The organism is Leminorella grimontii (assembly GCF_039789245.1).
Taxonomy (GTDB): domain Bacteria; phylum Pseudomonadota; class Gammaproteobacteria; order Enterobacterales; family Enterobacteriaceae; genus Leminorella; species Leminorella grimontii.
Genome location: NZ_CP146357.1, coordinates 3,616,552 through 3,632,167 on the forward strand (window position 1 = coordinate 3,616,552; position 15,616 = coordinate 3,632,167).

Here is a 15,616-nt window from a genome sequence, read left to right on the forward strand (position 1 = left end):
CGCGACGCTACGCCCTATCCACCGGAAACGCCACCACGTCCGCAATCGACTGCGCGCCCAGCGCAATCATAATCAGACGATCGACGCCCAGCGCCACGCCGGAACAGGCGGGCATTCCGTACTCCAGCGCCGCCAGAAAGTATTCATCAATCGGGCGAACCGGCAGCCCGCGCGCTTCGCGCTTACGGTTTTCCTGCTCGAAGCGCTGGCGCTGCTCGCCCGCGTCGGTCAGCTCGCAAAAGCCGTTGGCCAGCTCGACGCCTTTGTAATAAACCTCAAAGCGCTCCGCCACACGGTGATCTTCCGAACTGATTTCCGCTAAAGACGCCTGAGAAGCGGGGAAGTGGTAAACGAACGTCGGCTTGTCCTGACCGATGTGCGGCTCGACGCCGAAGGCAAACAGCATCTGCAGCAGGGTATCGCGGTCTTCTTCTTTCTCCGCCAGCTCGCCCAGTTCAATCTTGGCCGCCGCAGCGCGAAGCTGGGGCTTATCTGCCGACAGCGGATCGATTTCCAGATGGCGTTGGAAAATCTGCTGGTAAGAAACGACTTCGCTGGGCTCGCAGTCCAGCACCTGTTGCAGCAGGTCGTCAACTTCGTTCATCAAGCGGTACATGTCAAAGTGAGGGCGATACCACTCCAGCATGGTGAATTCAGGATTATGGTAGCGGCCGGCTTCTTCATTCCGAAAGCTCTTGCCCAGTTGATAAATAGGGCCGCTGCCCGCCGCCAGCAGGCGCTTCATGTGGAACTCGGGGCTGGTCATCAGGTACAGCGTTGCGCCTTCGGCCGCGCCGGGCCCTACGTAGCGAGTTTCAAACGGAACCAGGTGCAGGTCGGTCCCCGCGGCTCGACTCATCGCCGGAGTATCCACTTCCAGCACGCCGCGCTCGGTGAAAAAACGACGAACTTCCGTTACGATCTTCGCGCGCTTTAATAGGTTAGCGATAGACGCGCTGGGCTGCCAATTGGCCAGATCGCTCATTACTTATACACTCCACAGTTCAATTTGTCGGGCAGTCTACCGTTATCTTCTCCTACAGACAAATTCCGCCGCCGCGTTCGCCGCTTTTGTCGCAAATAGAAGAGGATTTCATCCTACTAAATACAATTTATTAATATACTCATCACATTTTATTAATGTTTGTATTTTCAAAAAAAATAAAAGCACTATCCTTCTTATCGCCACAAAAAATCGACCACATCAAAATTCATCTACATCTTCTTGGGTAGAATAGCGCCCTATTTCAGAATCGCCGACAGATATGGTGGTTAAAAAGGTCAACATTAGATTTTCCTAGTGCAACAAACTTGATTAGCCGAAATGAGACGATTTTTTATTATCACCTTGGAACAATTGGAGGAATGCAGTGCAAACCTTTAACGCCGACATCGCTATTATCGGGGCCGGGGGCGGAGGCCTGCGCGCAGCCATCGCCGCAGCCGAAGCCAACCCCAACGCTACCATTGCGCTGATTTCTAAAGTCTATCCCATGCGCAGCCACACCGTCGCTGCCGAAGGCGGCTCCGCTGCCGTCATCCGCGACGACGACAGCTTCGAACTTCACTTCCACGACACCGTCGCCGGCGGTGACTGGCTCTGCGAGCAGGACGTCGTCCAGTACTTCGTCGAGAACAGCCCTCGCGAGATGGTTCAGCTCGAGCAGTGGGGATGCCCCTGGAGCCGCAAGCCCGACGGCGCCGTCAACGTCCGCCGCTTCGGCGGGATGAAGGTCGAGCGCACCTGGTTCGCCGCCGACAAGACCGGCTTCCACATGCTCCATACCCTGTTCCAGACCTCGCTCAAGTACCCCAACATCAAGCGCTTCGACGAGCACTTCGTTCTCGACCTGCTCTCCGATGAAGGCCACGTCCGCGGCCTCGTCGCCATGAACATGATGGAAGGCACCCTGGTGCAAATCCGCGCCAACGCCGTCGTTATGGCCACCGGCGGCGCCGGTCGCGTCTATCGCTACAACACCAACGGCGGTATCGTCACCGGCGACGGCATGGGCATGGCCTTCCGTCACGGCGTCCCGCTACGCGACATGGAGTTCGTTCAGTATCACCCTACCGGCCTGCCCGGCTCCGGTATCCTGATGACCGAAGGCTGCCGCGGCGAAGGCGGCATCATGGTCAACAAGGACGGCTACCGCTACCTGCAGGACTACGGTCTCGGACCTGAAACCCCGCTCGGCCAGCCACAGAACAAGTACATGGAACTCGGCCCCCGCGACAAGGTCTCTCAGGCCTTCTGGCACGAATGGCGCGCCGGTCGCACCATCCCGACCCCGCGCGGCGACGTCGTTTACCTTGACCTGCGCCACCTGGGCGAGAAGAAGCTGCTCGAGCGCCTGCCGTTCATCTGCGAACTGGCCAAGGCCTACGTCGGCGTCGACCCGGTGAAAGAGCCTATCCCGGTACGTCCGACCGCGCACTACACCATGGGCGGCATCGAAACCAACCAGCAGTGTGAAACCCGTCTGGCCGGCCTGTTCGCCGTCGGCGAATGTTCTTCCGTCGGCATGCACGGCGCCAACCGCCTGGGCTCCAACTCGCTGGCCGAGCTGGTGGTCTTTGGTCGCGTCGCCGGCGAGCACGCCCTTGAGCGCGCCAAGACCGCCAACGCCGCCAACGGCTCCGCGCTGGACGCACAGGCGTCCGACATCGAAGCCCGCCTGCACGCCCTGCTCAAGCAGGAAGGCACCGAGAACTGGGCCGATATCCGCGACGAAATGGGCACCAGTATGGAAGAAGGCTGCGGTATCTACCGTACCGAAGAGCTGATGCAAAAGACCGTCGACAAGCTCACCGAGCTGAAAGACCGCTACAAGCGCGTTCGCATCACCGACCGCACCAGCGTCTTCAACACCGACCTGCTTTACACCATCGAGCTGGGCCACAGCCTTGACGTGGCCGAATGTATGGCTCACTCCGCCCTGCTGCGTCGCGAATCCCGCGGAGCGCACCAGCGTCTGGACGAAGGCTGCACCGAGCGTGACGACGTCAACTTCCTCAAGCACTCGCTGGCCTTCTACAACCCTGAAGGCGGCGCGCCGCGCATTGACTACAGCGACGTGAAGATTACCACCCTGCCGCCGGCCAAGCGCGTCTATGGCGCTGAAGCCGAAGCCCAGGCGAAAGAAGAAGCACTGAAGAAGGAGCAGGCGAATGTCTGAGATGAACACCCTCAAAGTAGAAGTCATGCGCTATAACCCCGAGCATGACGCCGAGCCGCGCTTCGAGGCCTACGATGTGCCTTACGATGCGTCCACCTCGCTGCTGGATGCGCTGGGCTACATCAAGGACCATCTGGCGCCCGACCTCTCCTACCGCTGGTCCTGCCGGATGGCTATCTGCGGCTCCTGCGGCATGATGGTCAACAAGGTGCCCAAGCTTGCCTGTAAAACCTTCCTGCGCGACTACCCGCAGGGCATGAAGGTCGAAGCCCTGGGCAACTTCCCCATCGAGCGCGACCTGGTGGTCGACATGACCCACTTCATTGAGAGCCTGGAGGCCATCAAGCCTTACATCATCAATGACGCGCTCAAGCCCGAGAACGGCCCGACCCTGCAGACCCCGGCGCAGATGGAGAAATACCATCAGTTCTCCGGCTGCATCAACTGCGGCCTGTGCTACGCCGCCTGCCCGCAGTTCGGTCTGAACCCCGAATTTATCGGGCCGGCCGTGATTACGCTGGGCCACCGCTATAACCTCGACACCCGCGACAAGGGCAAGAAGGCGCGGATGAAGCAGCTTAACGGCAAGAACGGCGTGTGGAGCTGTACTTTTGTGGGCTATTGCTCTGAAGTCTGTCCGAAGCACGTGGACCCGGCGTCGGCTATCCAACAGGGTAAGGCCGAGAGCGCCAAAGACTTTATGATTGCCATGCTGAAGCCCCAGTAAGGGAGTAGGAGACGATGATGATGACCAAACGTAAACCCTATGTCCGTGAGATGAAGGCTTCCTGGTGGAAGAACCTGGGGTTCTATAAGTTCTATATGTTCCGCGAACTCACTGCCGTGCCGGCGGTGTGGTTCAGCATTGTGGTGCTGATTGGGGTATTCTCCTTAAGAAGCCTGGAAAGCTGGGCCGGTTTTGTCGGCTTTTTACAAAACCCGCTGGTGATGCTGCTAAACATCATCACGCTGGTGATGGGCGTGGTGCACACCAAGACCTGGTTTGACCTGGCGCCGAAGGCGGTGAACATCGTCAAGGGCGATGAGAAGATGAGTCCGAAGCCGATGATTGCCGGCATGTGGGCAGTGACGGCGGTGGTAACCGTGATTATTCTGGCCGTGGCGCTGGTGTAAGGAGGGGAATGAAATGATTGACCAAAACCCTAAGCGTTCTGACGAACCGGTATTCTGGGGCCTGTTTGGCGCGGGCGGCATGTGGAGCGCGATTGTAGCACCCGCGATTATTCTTCTGGTGGCGATTATACTGCCGCTGGGCTGGGCGCCTGAAGCGCTGAGCTATCCGAGAATATTGGCCTTCTGTCAGAGCTTCATCGGCCGGGTGTTCCTGCTGCTGATGATTATTCTGCCGGTATGGTGCGGGCTGCACCGCATGCACCACATGAGCCACGACCTGAAGCTGCACATCCCTGCAGGCAAGCTGGTGTTTTACGGCATTGCCAGCGTGTTGAGCATTCTGGCGATTGTTGGCGTGTTTATGTTGTAAAAGGCATGCTGTAACAGGCCGTCAGGCTTTATCTGAAGACAAGGCGCTCCGCATTCGGGGCGCTTTTTTATGTCAGGATCTCTAAGATCCCGATCGTCTTTATTTCTTTCAACCACAGGTAAGCCCGATCCAGACAAAAAAGAAGGGGAAGGCGTTTCGGCCCTCCCCTTCAACGCTACGCTAACAGCCACTTAGAACCGGTACTTAACCCCCAGCGTCACCGCCGTATCGCTGTAGCCCTTGTCACCCAGCTGCTGCGCCACGTTGGTCCACAGGTTCAGGTTGCGGTTCAGCTGCCCCTCGGCCCCCAGCTTCAGCTCGCCCACGTTGCGACTGCCCGCCTGGCTTACCGTCACCCCGTCCATCGTCGCCCCCGCCTGCTCGCTGTTGTACAGCCAGTTCGCTTCGGCATAGACGGTGAACAGCTTCTCCTTGCCCTTGTCGACATCGCTCACGCCGTCGCGCGACACCTTCAAGCCCAGCCGCGTCTGCACGTTGTTATCCCCGCTCGACGTCACCTTCGTACCGTTAGCTTCACGCACCGTGTCCGCCGTTATCCCGCTCCACGTCACCTGCCCCTGCGGCGTCAGGTAAACCCGTCCGTTGGCGCTCTCGTAGACCGGCATCCGGTAGCCCGCCTCTATAGAGGCGCTGAAGCCGTCCATGTCGTACGACTCGCTCGCCACCTGCTGGCCGCTCACCTCCGCATCCAGCCAGCTGTACTGCACCCAGCTGTCCACGTATGCGCCGTTTAGCGTATTGGCGTCCTGATACCAGGTGCCGTAAAGACCGGTGCTGTAGCCCTTCACCGAGCTGTCCGCCTGATAGCCGGTCTTCTGTGAATCCGTTTTGCTCTTGGCATAGCCGTAGCCCAGCATCACCCCCAGCCCGGCGCGGCCGTTGTCGGACGTATCGATATGACTGATTTCGCCACCGCCCTGTATCACATAGCTGTTGGTCGAGGTATTCAACTGCCCGCTGTTGTCGTGATAGCTCTGGCGACTGCCCGCCTGGCGCAGCCACAGGCTGGAGTTCTCCGCTCTGCCCTCGCGGTCCGACAGCCGCAGCGTAAACAGCCGGTTGGCCGCCGCCATGTTGGCCATGTAGCCCCCTGCCTCCGGGCGATACACCGACGGCTGCGGATTGTCCGCGTTCAGCGCCGAGCGCAGGTACCAGTCGCCGTCGTCCGGCGTGCTTACGCCCCCCTGATACAGGAAGTACTCGTAGGCCCCCGCCAGGGCGCGCCCGCTTTGGGTAAACGTGCCGTTGGACGCCCCCTGCACCTCGATAAGCTTGATGCCGTTCTCGGTCTGCGCGCCGTTACCTCGGGCGCTGACCACCGACACCTTGCTCTCTCCGCTGCTGTCGCCGGTAATCAGCAATTTATCGGTGGATGAGCCATCGCCCCCCAGGTCGGTGTTGAATATTACCGTACCGCCATCGCCGACATAGTCGCCGTCAATGGTAAACGTTCCCTGGCCCGCGCCGGTCAGGGCATGGCCCATCACCAGATTACCCGCGTTGGTCACGTTGCCCGTCACCGTGCCGTAGCCGCCCAGCGCGCCGTACTGGCCGATGGTCACGTTGCTTTGGAGGTTGGCCAGCGTTTCGGCCGCCTTGCCCAGCTGAAGCACGCCGTTCTCGATAGTGGTTTGTGACGCTTGTACGTTGTCGCCGTCAATCACCACCGTGCCGCTACCGCGCTTAACCATCGAACCGTTACCGCTCACCGCGTTGGTCAACGTCCACTGCCCGTCGGTCTCCACCACCAAGGTACCGTCGTTGTTCACCGTGCCGTCGCCCAGGTTGGCGGCGGTCGTCGCCGTTAAAGTGGTATCGGCATTGACGGTAAACAGGCCAGTGTAGTGTTGGCTGTTGCCGCCCAGGTACATGTTCGCGCCGTTGGTCAAGGTCACTTCGCCGTTACCGCTAAGATTGTTGAACAGCGTACCGCGGGCGCCGTCCAGATTAAGCGTGCCCGCCAGATTAATCGCGCCCTTGCCCAGCCCCTGCGGTTGAGTCAGCCGCGCCGTTGCGCCATTCTCGATGTCAGTGGTGGCCGTCAGGCTGCCGTTGTTTTGGGTGACGTCCAGCGTACCACCGGTTAAGGTCAGCTGACCGCCGCCCGTCAGACTGCCATTGGCCGTACCGCCATTGCTGATGGTCAGTGCACCGCCGTTGAGGTTCAGGCTGCTGCCGCTTTGGGCATCAAGCTGCCCCACCGTCTGCGCATTGCCGTTAAGGTCAACCCCGCTACCGGACTGCATGTTCAGGCTCGACGTCTTCCCAAAGCCGTTATCGGTTATCAGCACCACCGTACCGCTGTTGACGTCCGTCGCCCCCAGATAGTCGCTGGCCGCGTTGCCGATGCGTACCGTGCCAGTGGCGTTGACGGTAAAGCCGCCGTCACCGGTAAGCCTGGCCCCCAGCTTATCGTCGGTTGCACCCGCGTTGCTCAATATCACCGACTGGCCCGCAAAGGCGTCCAGCTGGGTCAGGCCGTAGCCCAGGTACAGCCCGTCGCTCTTCACCGCGCCGAAGTAGTTATAGTGGGCGTTGCCCGCCGCCACCCCGTCCTGCACCAGGCCAACCAGGGTGTCCGCCGCGACCGGCGTGCCGTCCGCCTGCGTCACCTGTATCTGGCTGCCCACGCCGTTGACGGTTGACGCTATAACGATTTGGTCACTGACGTTGTCATCCTGGTCAAACAGCGACGTACCGCTGGTCGGTATCGGGTTGGGCAGGTTAGCCGGGGTCGTAATCGTCAACTGACCGCCGCCGGTCGCGTCTAAGGTATTGACCGTGAGCGTCCCCTGCGGACGGTGGTCCGTGCTGCTGTAGTCCACTTCTATCCGACCGCCGTTAAGCTGCAGGCCGCCGATGGTATGGCTGCCGTCAAGCTTCACGCTGCCAAGCCGGGTCCCGTCGCCGTTAAGCGCCAGCGTCGCCAGCCCCATGACGTTATCCGCAACGGCGTCCAGCACGAAGCGGCCGTTGTCCATCGCCACCGTACCGCTAAAGTTGCCACCGGCAGCCGAGGTATTAAAGGTAAAGTCGTTGTCCCTGTCGCCCAGGTCGACCGCAAGCGTGCCGCTGCCGGTAAGCGTACGGGTAAAGTCCACGTCGTCCGCCGACACACCGTCTTTGAGGATAGACAGCGTGCCGCTTGCGCCCAGGTTCACCGCGCCGGTGCTGCTGGCCAGGTGAGCCAGGCTCTCTACCTGTAGCGTACCGCCGGTCACGTTCACGTCCGCCGTATTGGCGCCGTTGTTGCCGGTCCAGATAAGCGTGCCGTCGCCCGCCTTGGTGATGGCGTTGGCCGCGTTGCCCGTATCGTCCCAGCCGCTCATGGTCGCCGTCACGCCGCTATCGACAATCACGCTGCCGCTTTTGGCCAGCGTCACGTCACGAGCGGAGGTCAGGTCTGCCGTGATTTGCAGATTGCCGCCGTTAAGCACCGTCAGGTTGGTGGCCGAACCGTCACCCAGGTTGGCGTCGGCAGAGATGGCCACCGTGCCGTTTTGAATGTCAGTCTTGCCGGAGTAAACGTTGGTGCCGCCGAGCGTCAGCGTGCCCGCGTTCTGCTTAATCAGGTCGCCGGTCCCGCTGACGAGGGCATTCAGCGCCATCGCCGCCGCGTTATCCACGATAAACCGGTTCGAGTTCAGCACGGCGAAGGCCTCACCGAGGTGTTGCGTTTCGCTCACCGTCAGCGTCGAGGCCATGTCAATGTCCACCACGCCGCTAAAGCCCGCGTTGTTGCCGCTCAGGCGCACGTCGCTGCCGTTACGGCTACTCAGCGTACCGCTGCCGCTGACGGCGTTGGCAAAGGTGCCGTCCGCGCCGTGCAGCGTCACGTCACCGTTGGCAACGATATTGCCGGAGCCTAAAGACAGCACGTCGTTAAGCAAGACCTCAGCGCCCGCATTCACCGTCGTCGTGGCGCTCAGGTTGGCGTTAGCGTTGGTCACGGTCAATGAGCCGCCCGCCACCGTCAGATTGCCGCTGCCGGTTAACGAGCCGGATGAGGTACCGCCGTTGGTCAACGTCAGGCTGCCGCCGTTCAGGCTAAGGGTTGAACCGGCCACGCCGTTCAGCGCCCCAATGGTCTGGGTCTTGCCGTTCAGGTTAACGGTGGTCGCCGTCGCCAGTTTCAGGTTGGCGGTCTGGCCCAGCGCATTGTCAGTGCCCACTATCAGCGTACCGCTCTGAACGTCGGTTGCGCCGGTATAGCTGTTGTCGAGGTTGCTCAGGGTCAGCGCGTTCACGCCGTTGCCCGCCGCAATGCCCAGGTCGCCGCTGCCGGTGACTTTGGCCGACAGCACCTTCTCGTTACTGTTGGCGGTGTTGATAACCAGTTCGCCACTGCCGCTGGTCAGCAGGTCAACGCGCGTCAGGCCGTAGCCCACGTACAGGCCGTTGGCCGTGCCGCCGTTGTCCTTGGTGGTCAGGCGGTAGTCGTAGTAGGCATCCGCCGCGTGCATGCCGTTTTGCAGCAGGTTGGCTGCGGTGGCGTTGGTAATAGCATTGCCGTTTTCGTCAACCAGCTGAAGGTTGCCCCCCTCGCCGGTGACGGACGTTGCCGAGGCCAACTGCACCAGCGTTTCGGTCTGCTGGTCCAGCAGGCCTTTGGTCTGATTAACAACCGGCGCGGTGGCGTTGTCAAAGCCGCCGTGGTCAATCATCACCCTGCCGGTGCCGCTGGCGTCCAGTGACGTCGCCGCAATGCGGTTGCTCGCCACCGACGCGTTCGGCAGGCTGACGCCAAAGTCTACCGTACCGCCGCTAAAGACCAGCCCGCCGATGGTCTGCACGCCGCTGCCCACGGTGGTGACGTTATCGCCCATCACCGACAGAATCGCCTTGGTCAGCGCGGTGGTGTTAAAGCCCGACAGCGCGAAGCTGTCGCTGTTCATATTGACCCGCCCGGCGAACTGCGAACCGGTATTGGCGCCGAAATCGAAGCTTGTGCCTGACTGTACGCCAATCAACCCATTACCGCTCAGGGCATGATTAAGGGCATAAGTAGACGCCGGGTTCAGCACCAGTGAAGACGCCCCGTCGATGGTAATCAGCCCCGAAGAGGCCGCCGTGTCGCCCATCAGAATATGCTGACCGGTGGTCAAGGTTGAGCCATTAGTCAGGTTGATAATGTCAAAGCGCTGCGCGTCGCTCGCCGCCGCCAGCATATAGTCGATGCCGTCAAAGGTCAGCGTATCGTGACTGCCGCCGGTGCCCGCGTCCAGCGCCCCAAAGGTCGCGCTGTCGCTGACCGTGATGTGGTTCTCGCTGCCCGCCCCGCCAACAAAACCGCCAAGATGGGCGCTGTCAGTGAGCATCACGACATTTTTACCGCTGCCCGCCGTCATTACGCCGGTGGTGGTCGCGCCGGTCGCATTCAACGTATTGTCGCCGTCGCCCAGCGCGATATCGCCGATGACCGCCTTCGCCAGCGTCAGCAGGCTGTTACCGTCTCCAGTGGCAATATTGCCCGCCGTGGAGTCCGTTACCGTAATCAGGTGATTGCCATCACCCAGGCTGACGTTACCCAGCTGTGAGCCTTCACTTACCGTCACTACGTTGGCCTTGCTGCCCAGAAGCGTGACGTCACCGGTGTGAACCGAGCCGTTGGTCGCGGTAAGCGTATTTGCACCGCCGCTGGCGGCAACGTTGCCCGTCAGAGTGCCGCCGGTCAGGTTGATGCGGTTATCGCCGGAGGTAAAGTCCAGCGAGCCGGTGATGTCGCCGGTGTTGGTAAAGGTCTTGTTGCCGGTATTGGACATGGCAATCGCCGCCAGCTCCGCGTCCGATGCCGTAATGGTGCCGCTGTTGGCAATCGTGTCGGCATCGTGCACGTTCAGCACGTTGCCGGTCGCCACGGTGGACTGCGAAACCAGGTTGCCGGAGTTCGACACCGTCTTCGCCCCGCTCACGTCTATCGCCGAACCGCCGGTGGCGCTGTTGACGTTAACGCTCACCCCGGTGTTCACCGTACGATTGTTGCCGTCCAGCATCGCCTTCACGCCGATACCGCTGCCGGCCACGTTGATAGTCAGTTCCGCCGAGTCCGAGAAGTCCAGATTGGCCGCTACCGAACTGCCGTCTTCGTCCTGATACAGAATGCCGGTGCCATCAGTCACCTCGATGACGCCGGAGTTGGTCTTCGCCAAAGACGCGCCCGTCTTGATGCCTATTCCTGAACCGCCAACCTGAATTTGGGTATTCTCTAAAGAAATCCCCTCAATACCCGCCACGTTGTGAATGCCGATACCGCTGGACGACGCGTCACTCATATCAATCACGGTGTCCGCCACGTTCAAGCCGGTCGCGCCGCTATCCAGCAGAATGCCGTCCGCCGAGCCCTTGGCCACAATGGTGCCACTGCCCGATACCGCCCTCAGGTCAAGCCCCGCCCCCGCGTCCACGTGAATGGCCGCCACCCCGTCCACCGCCGCAATGGTCCCGGAGTTGTCGATGGTGCCGTCCGCCCCCTTGATATGAATGGCGGTGCCGCTGGCCTGAATGTCTCCGGTGTTCACCACGTGGCCGCCGTCCAGGTCTATCGCCGTATGTCCAGCGCCCAAAGACAGGTTCACGTTGCCCTGGTTGTTGATGGTGCCCCCGTCCTGCGCCAGGAAGGCGGTGGAGCCGACGCTTCCCGCAAGCGACGTCACCGTCGCGTGGTTCTCCACCGTACTGCCTTCCCCGGTCGCCTTGCCCACCACCGCGTTAATCCCGCTGGCGTTAAACGCCGCGCCCGCCTCGATATTGGCCTTGCCGCCGTTCTCCGCCAGCACGCCGGTGGCGTTGGTGCCGATGGTCAGCTGGCTGCCGCCGGCAAGCGTTATCCGCGAGTCCTCGCCGTTCACCCGTATGCCCGACGTCACCCTGTCGCTACCCACCTTACCCGACAGGTTGAGGTTCAGGTCGCCGCTTAAGCTCGCGCCGTCGGTCACGTAAAATAGCGTTGCCCCGTCGCCGTGGACGTGCGTCAGCGTCGTGCCCGCCAGCGTATCAATCGCTGAACCGGCGCCGTCTATCCAGAAGGCGATTTGGTCCGACTTGTCGCTGTCAAAATTGACCGCCACGTTGTCATTAAGCGTCACCTTACTGCCTTCAGAGGCGTGCACCCCTACCGTTCCGGCCCCGTTCAAATTGACCGACGCCGCGTTGACGCCGTCGCCGACCGTCACTTCCACCTGGCTGCCTTTGGCCAGAACGCCGGCCGAGCGGGTCTGACTGTCCGCCCCGTCCCAGTCGCCATTGAGCGTAATGTTGCCCGTCGAGCTGAGCCGGGTCTCGGTGGTGTTCGCCGTGGCCGACAGACCGACGCTGCCCGCGCCGCTCAGCGTGATGTTGCCGCTGTTGCCGCCTACCGCGCCCTCTTCCACCTGAATGCCGGTCGCCCCTTTACCGCTGAAGCTGATATTGCCGGAGTTGGTCAAGGTCGCCAGGTTGCGGGCGATATAGCCCACCACGCCGTCCAGCGACGAGGTGAGGTGCGCGCCGGCGGTCAGGCGGGTTGCGCGCTTCTCGTCATCGGTCATCACGCGCTCCACCCCCGCCAGGTCGTAGCCCTGCCCGTCGGCGATACCGGCTATTGCGCCTTCGCCGGAAAGATTAATCGTGGCCGTCGCGCCAATGGTGCCGGTCGCGCCGCCTTCCACCAAAAAGCCCGTCGCGTTCTTGCCGTTAACGTTCACCGTCATGCCGCCGGAATCGACGGTAGTGTCGGCGCCCGTCGCGACAATCACGGTCGAGCCCTCGCCGGACGCCGACATGGTCGACGTCGCCGACGACGAGCCGACAAACGCCGCGCCGCCGTCCAGGCGCATCAGGGTGGAGTTGTTGGTGGTGACGTCCTGACTGCCGGTGCTGGTGTTGGTGATTTTGGAGCCCGCGCCGTAGACGTAGTAGCCTATCTGGTTTTCGCCGTCGGCGAAGGTGACCTGGCCGTTGCCTGAAAGGCTAATGGTTCCCTTATCGCGGGCGTGCAACCCTATCGCGCCGTCGCCCTCAAGGTTGACGGTGCCGGAGATGTCCACCAGCGAGTTAGCGCTGCTGGCCCATGCGCCGTAGTTGCGCAGGTCGGTGGACGGATCGGCGCTGCCGGTCACGTTGATCTGGCCGGAAGAACTCACTTGACCGCCGCTATAGGCTTTTATTCCGATATTATTGATGCCGCCAACGTTAATCGCCCCCGTATTGGAGATGCCTTTAGCGTTGTTATAGGCATAAATCCCGATATTCTGCCCCGGCAGGAAGGTGCCGTCTCCACCGTTACCCTTAATAGCGATCGTGCCGCTGTTGATAATCCGAGCTGACGCCATGGTCGAGTTTGCAGTAATACCGTATACACTATTACTCTTCGTCCCTAGCGTAATCAGCCCCTGGTTGTCTACCGTACCGCTGCTCAACGAGCTTACCTTGATAGCCGCAGAGCCCGCGGCGGCAAACATATCCTTACCGTCCTGCGAACGGCCGACGTACATCTCGCCATCGGCGCTATTGATAAAAGAAGCGCTCGCTGAGGCTAATGATACGCCAACAGTCGGTCCCAAATATTCAGTCGTTCTGGTTCCTTCAGTAATGCCGAGATTTACCACGCCATTATTAACCACCTTGGCGCCGTTGAGGACGGTAACCATCACATTATTGCCCTGGTTTTGGGAAGCTAAATTGGACCAGAACATGGGAATAACGTTAAAAATGCCGTTATTGATGAATTCCGTTCCTGCGTCATAGACATTGATACCATAACCTTCGATGCCTCCGCTGGTGCCCGTGATCATGGTTCCATTATTCGTCAGCCGCGACCCGCTGTACAAAACTCCAATGCGAAATCCCGTACTAATATAACCATCGTTAACAGCATTAGCCCCGCTCGTTAAGCGAATAAGACTAGTGGTAGTCGCCCCACTATCCAATCCCCTCAGACTGCTTGACGTTAAGTGACTGTCGGAAGCCAGATTAATATTGGCTCCGCTGCCGGTACCGTGTAAAAGTACGACCGTTCCGGGGGGGCTTAACAAGATAGGATCGGCATCGGCCGGAAGCGGATTAATGACATAGGTCGTTCCCGTGTTTTGGTAGGCTTTAGTAAGTTCGCTCGCGTAAGCGCCGGTGCTTAAGTTACCGGCCTGAACCTGAGAGACCAACCAGGCGTTATACGCCTTCAGCTCGCTTAGATTGGTTACGCTCTGGGTAGAACCATCAAAACCGGAAAATTCGCCGATGTAGGTGGTTTTTTTCGCGGTGTAGGTCGTGGAAGAGGTTGAACTGGTTTCCCAGCCAAACCCTATGGTGCTGGTGCCGTGCCAGTTAATCGTCGCATTGTTGGACGAGCCGTCGGCATAAAACAGCTGACTGTCGCGAAAGTTGGCGCTAATAGTATTATTGTTGTTATAAACGTCGGCCTGGCCGTTAGTCACCGCGACAAATCGCGTATTATAATAAACGTCAACCGGGCCTGATGGAAAAACCTTAATAGCTCCGCCGGGACTCGCTGTAGATTTATACTCTCTAAAGTTATTCTCGTCATAAACGGTAACAACCAGATTACTGTTGGTTATCGGATCGAATATGGTAATATTCTTATTTCTAGCACTAAGTTCTACATTGGTATCAGTTTCTGGAACCAGCGGTCCCGTCGCATAGCCGGCGTTTATCGCAGTATTTATCGAGTCAATAGATACCATGGACCCCTTTGTTGCCGTAATGGAAGAAAGCATGTCTATACGATAGGCCTGACCGTCAGAAATAACCGCCGTGCCCGCGCCGTTATTGTTGTTCGATGCCGACCAGACGCTTTCGAGCTGGCACTCAAGGGCGACGTTGTCGCAGTCGGTCGCCAAACCGACGGGCGACAGTACCGCCAGCGTCAGGCCCGCCAGCGCTCTGTTGGCCGCCCGCTTGATCCGCCCACGGCCCAGCTCGGAAGTTACCACCCACAGCCCTAACGTACAGTTCCAGATCACACGGTATATTTTGTTCATAACACATAGTCCATTACTTAATAAGATTTGCTTTCTTTATGGAATGGAAAGCAAAAGTCACTATTTTGATTTTTATTGAGTGTCTAAAAAATATATTTACGGTGTTAAAAAACGGGATATGCCCCTTTGGGGGTATTCGAAGCATGAAGTAATTAATAATTACCGACCTCTAAAAAACAAATACTATATAAATGACGATAAAATCGGAAACTTAAACTTAAGTTACCAAAAATATAGTTTTTTAATTTGCACAAATGCTTTATTACATTTTTAACTAGCGAATAATGCCCATCCACGATCTCATTATCCACTCTTTATGTGAAAGCCATAGGAGTAGCAGCACTATAGAAATCACCTTCAAACAACCTCCCAACCAACTGATTACAATGCATTTTATATAAATAGCATTAAACGGGCGCCGCTTGCCAAGAAGATAAAGTTCCCCATTCTCGGCGCTTCAGCCTAAAAAGCAGTCAAAGATAAACCGTTTTTCGAACGGTAAAACAAGACAGATCCGCTAATAACTACATGCACAATATTCAAATAAACAAATTAAAAAGCAGGCGATAAACTCCAATAAAAACAATACCTATCCCCATCATACTTCAAATTGCCTGTGATTTTGCCTATTTACACGGGCCTCATCTCTAACGAGGCTGCCGCAAGCGCTTTGTCATGCAGCTCGAATTATTTAGGGTATTAATGAGAATAAAAAAAGAGTTTTAAAAAAATATTAACAAAACATTCTAAAGTGGTGAAAATAAAAAACATAAATAGATAACCGCCAAAAGCGGTATCAAACAAAACTTATCTTTAGCGCCAATGGCTGATAAAAAACAAAAATAACCCCGCCAAATCCATAACAGATAAATAAATTAATAAAAACTCATAAACTGGCTGCAAAAACCATACAGATGCGGGATAATCGGCAAATTCGT

The 15,616-nt window shown here is 58.5% G+C and carries 6 protein-coding genes; 4 read left to right on the forward strand and 2 right to left on the reverse strand.

Annotation, left to right across the window (positions count from 1 at the left end):
* Positions 1 to 7 precede the first annotated feature (7 nt).
* The gene (gene epmA / locus V8L73_RS16785) at positions 8 to 985 is read right to left on the reverse strand and encodes an elongation factor P--(R)-beta-lysine ligase (RefSeq protein ID WP_027276136.1); all 978 of its coding nucleotides are present in this window, start codon (positions 983 to 985) and stop codon (positions 8 to 10) included.
* Positions 986 to 1,370: 385 nt separating this feature from the next.
* Here epmA and frdA point away from each other — a divergent pair, with 385 nt between their 5' ends.
* Genes frdA through frdD form a run of 4 tightly spaced genes read left to right on the forward strand, consistent with a single transcriptional unit; the run spans position 1,371 to position 4,683 of the window.
* The gene (gene frdA, locus V8L73_RS16790) at positions 1,371 to 3,179 is read left to right on the forward strand and encodes a fumarate reductase (quinol) flavoprotein subunit (protein ID WP_347253523.1); all 1,809 of its coding nucleotides are present in this window, start codon (positions 1,371 to 1,373) and stop codon (positions 3,177 to 3,179) included.
* On the forward strand, positions 3,172 to 3,906 hold the full coding sequence (locus V8L73_RS16795; protein WP_027275858.1) for a succinate dehydrogenase/fumarate reductase iron-sulfur subunit: 735 nt from the start codon (positions 3,172 to 3,174) through the stop codon (positions 3,904 to 3,906). Before frdA ends, V8L73_RS16795 begins: the two co-directional genes overlap by 8 nt.
* 17 nt (positions 3,907 to 3,923) lie before the next feature.
* Positions 3,924 to 4,313: a fumarate reductase subunit FrdC gene (gene frdC, locus V8L73_RS16800; protein ID WP_036038274.1), complete on the forward strand. Its 390-nt coding sequence runs from the start codon at positions 3,924 to 3,926 to the stop codon at positions 4,311 to 4,313.
* A 13-nt stretch (positions 4,314 to 4,326) separates the two neighbouring features.
* Complete coding sequence (gene frdD, locus V8L73_RS16805; RefSeq protein WP_166792024.1) at positions 4,327 to 4,683, forward strand: fumarate reductase subunit FrdD; 357 nt, start codon at positions 4,327 to 4,329, stop codon at positions 4,681 to 4,683.
* A gap of 191 nt (positions 4,684 to 4,874) precedes the next feature.
* Here frdD and V8L73_RS16810 read toward each other — a convergent pair whose 3' ends face one another.
* Complete coding sequence (locus tag V8L73_RS16810; protein ID WP_347253524.1) at positions 4,875 to 14,678, reverse strand: autotransporter outer membrane beta-barrel domain-containing protein; 9,804 nt, start codon at positions 14,676 to 14,678, stop codon at positions 4,875 to 4,877.
* Between the last annotated feature and the right edge of the window lie 938 nt (positions 14,679 to 15,616).

Bases quoted from the DNA above. Each gene is read 5' to 3' on its own strand.
- epmA (WP_027276136.1), bottom strand. From the start codon at position 985: ATGAGCGATCTGGCCAATTGGCAGCCCAGCGCGTCTATCGCTAACCTA.
- V8L73_RS16795 (WP_027275858.1), top strand. From the start codon at position 3,172: ATGTCTGAGATGAACACCCTCAAAGTAGAAGTCATGCGCTATAACCCC.
- frdC (WP_036038274.1), top strand. From the start codon at position 3,924: ATGATGACCAAACGTAAACCCTATGTCCGTGAGATGAAGGCTTCCTGG.
- frdD (WP_166792024.1), top strand. From the start codon at position 4,327: ATGATTGACCAAAACCCTAAGCGTTCTGACGAACCGGTATTCTGGGGC.
- V8L73_RS16810 (WP_347253524.1), bottom strand. From the start codon at position 14,678: ATGAACAAAATATACCGTGTGATCTGGAACTGTACGTTAGGGCTGTGG.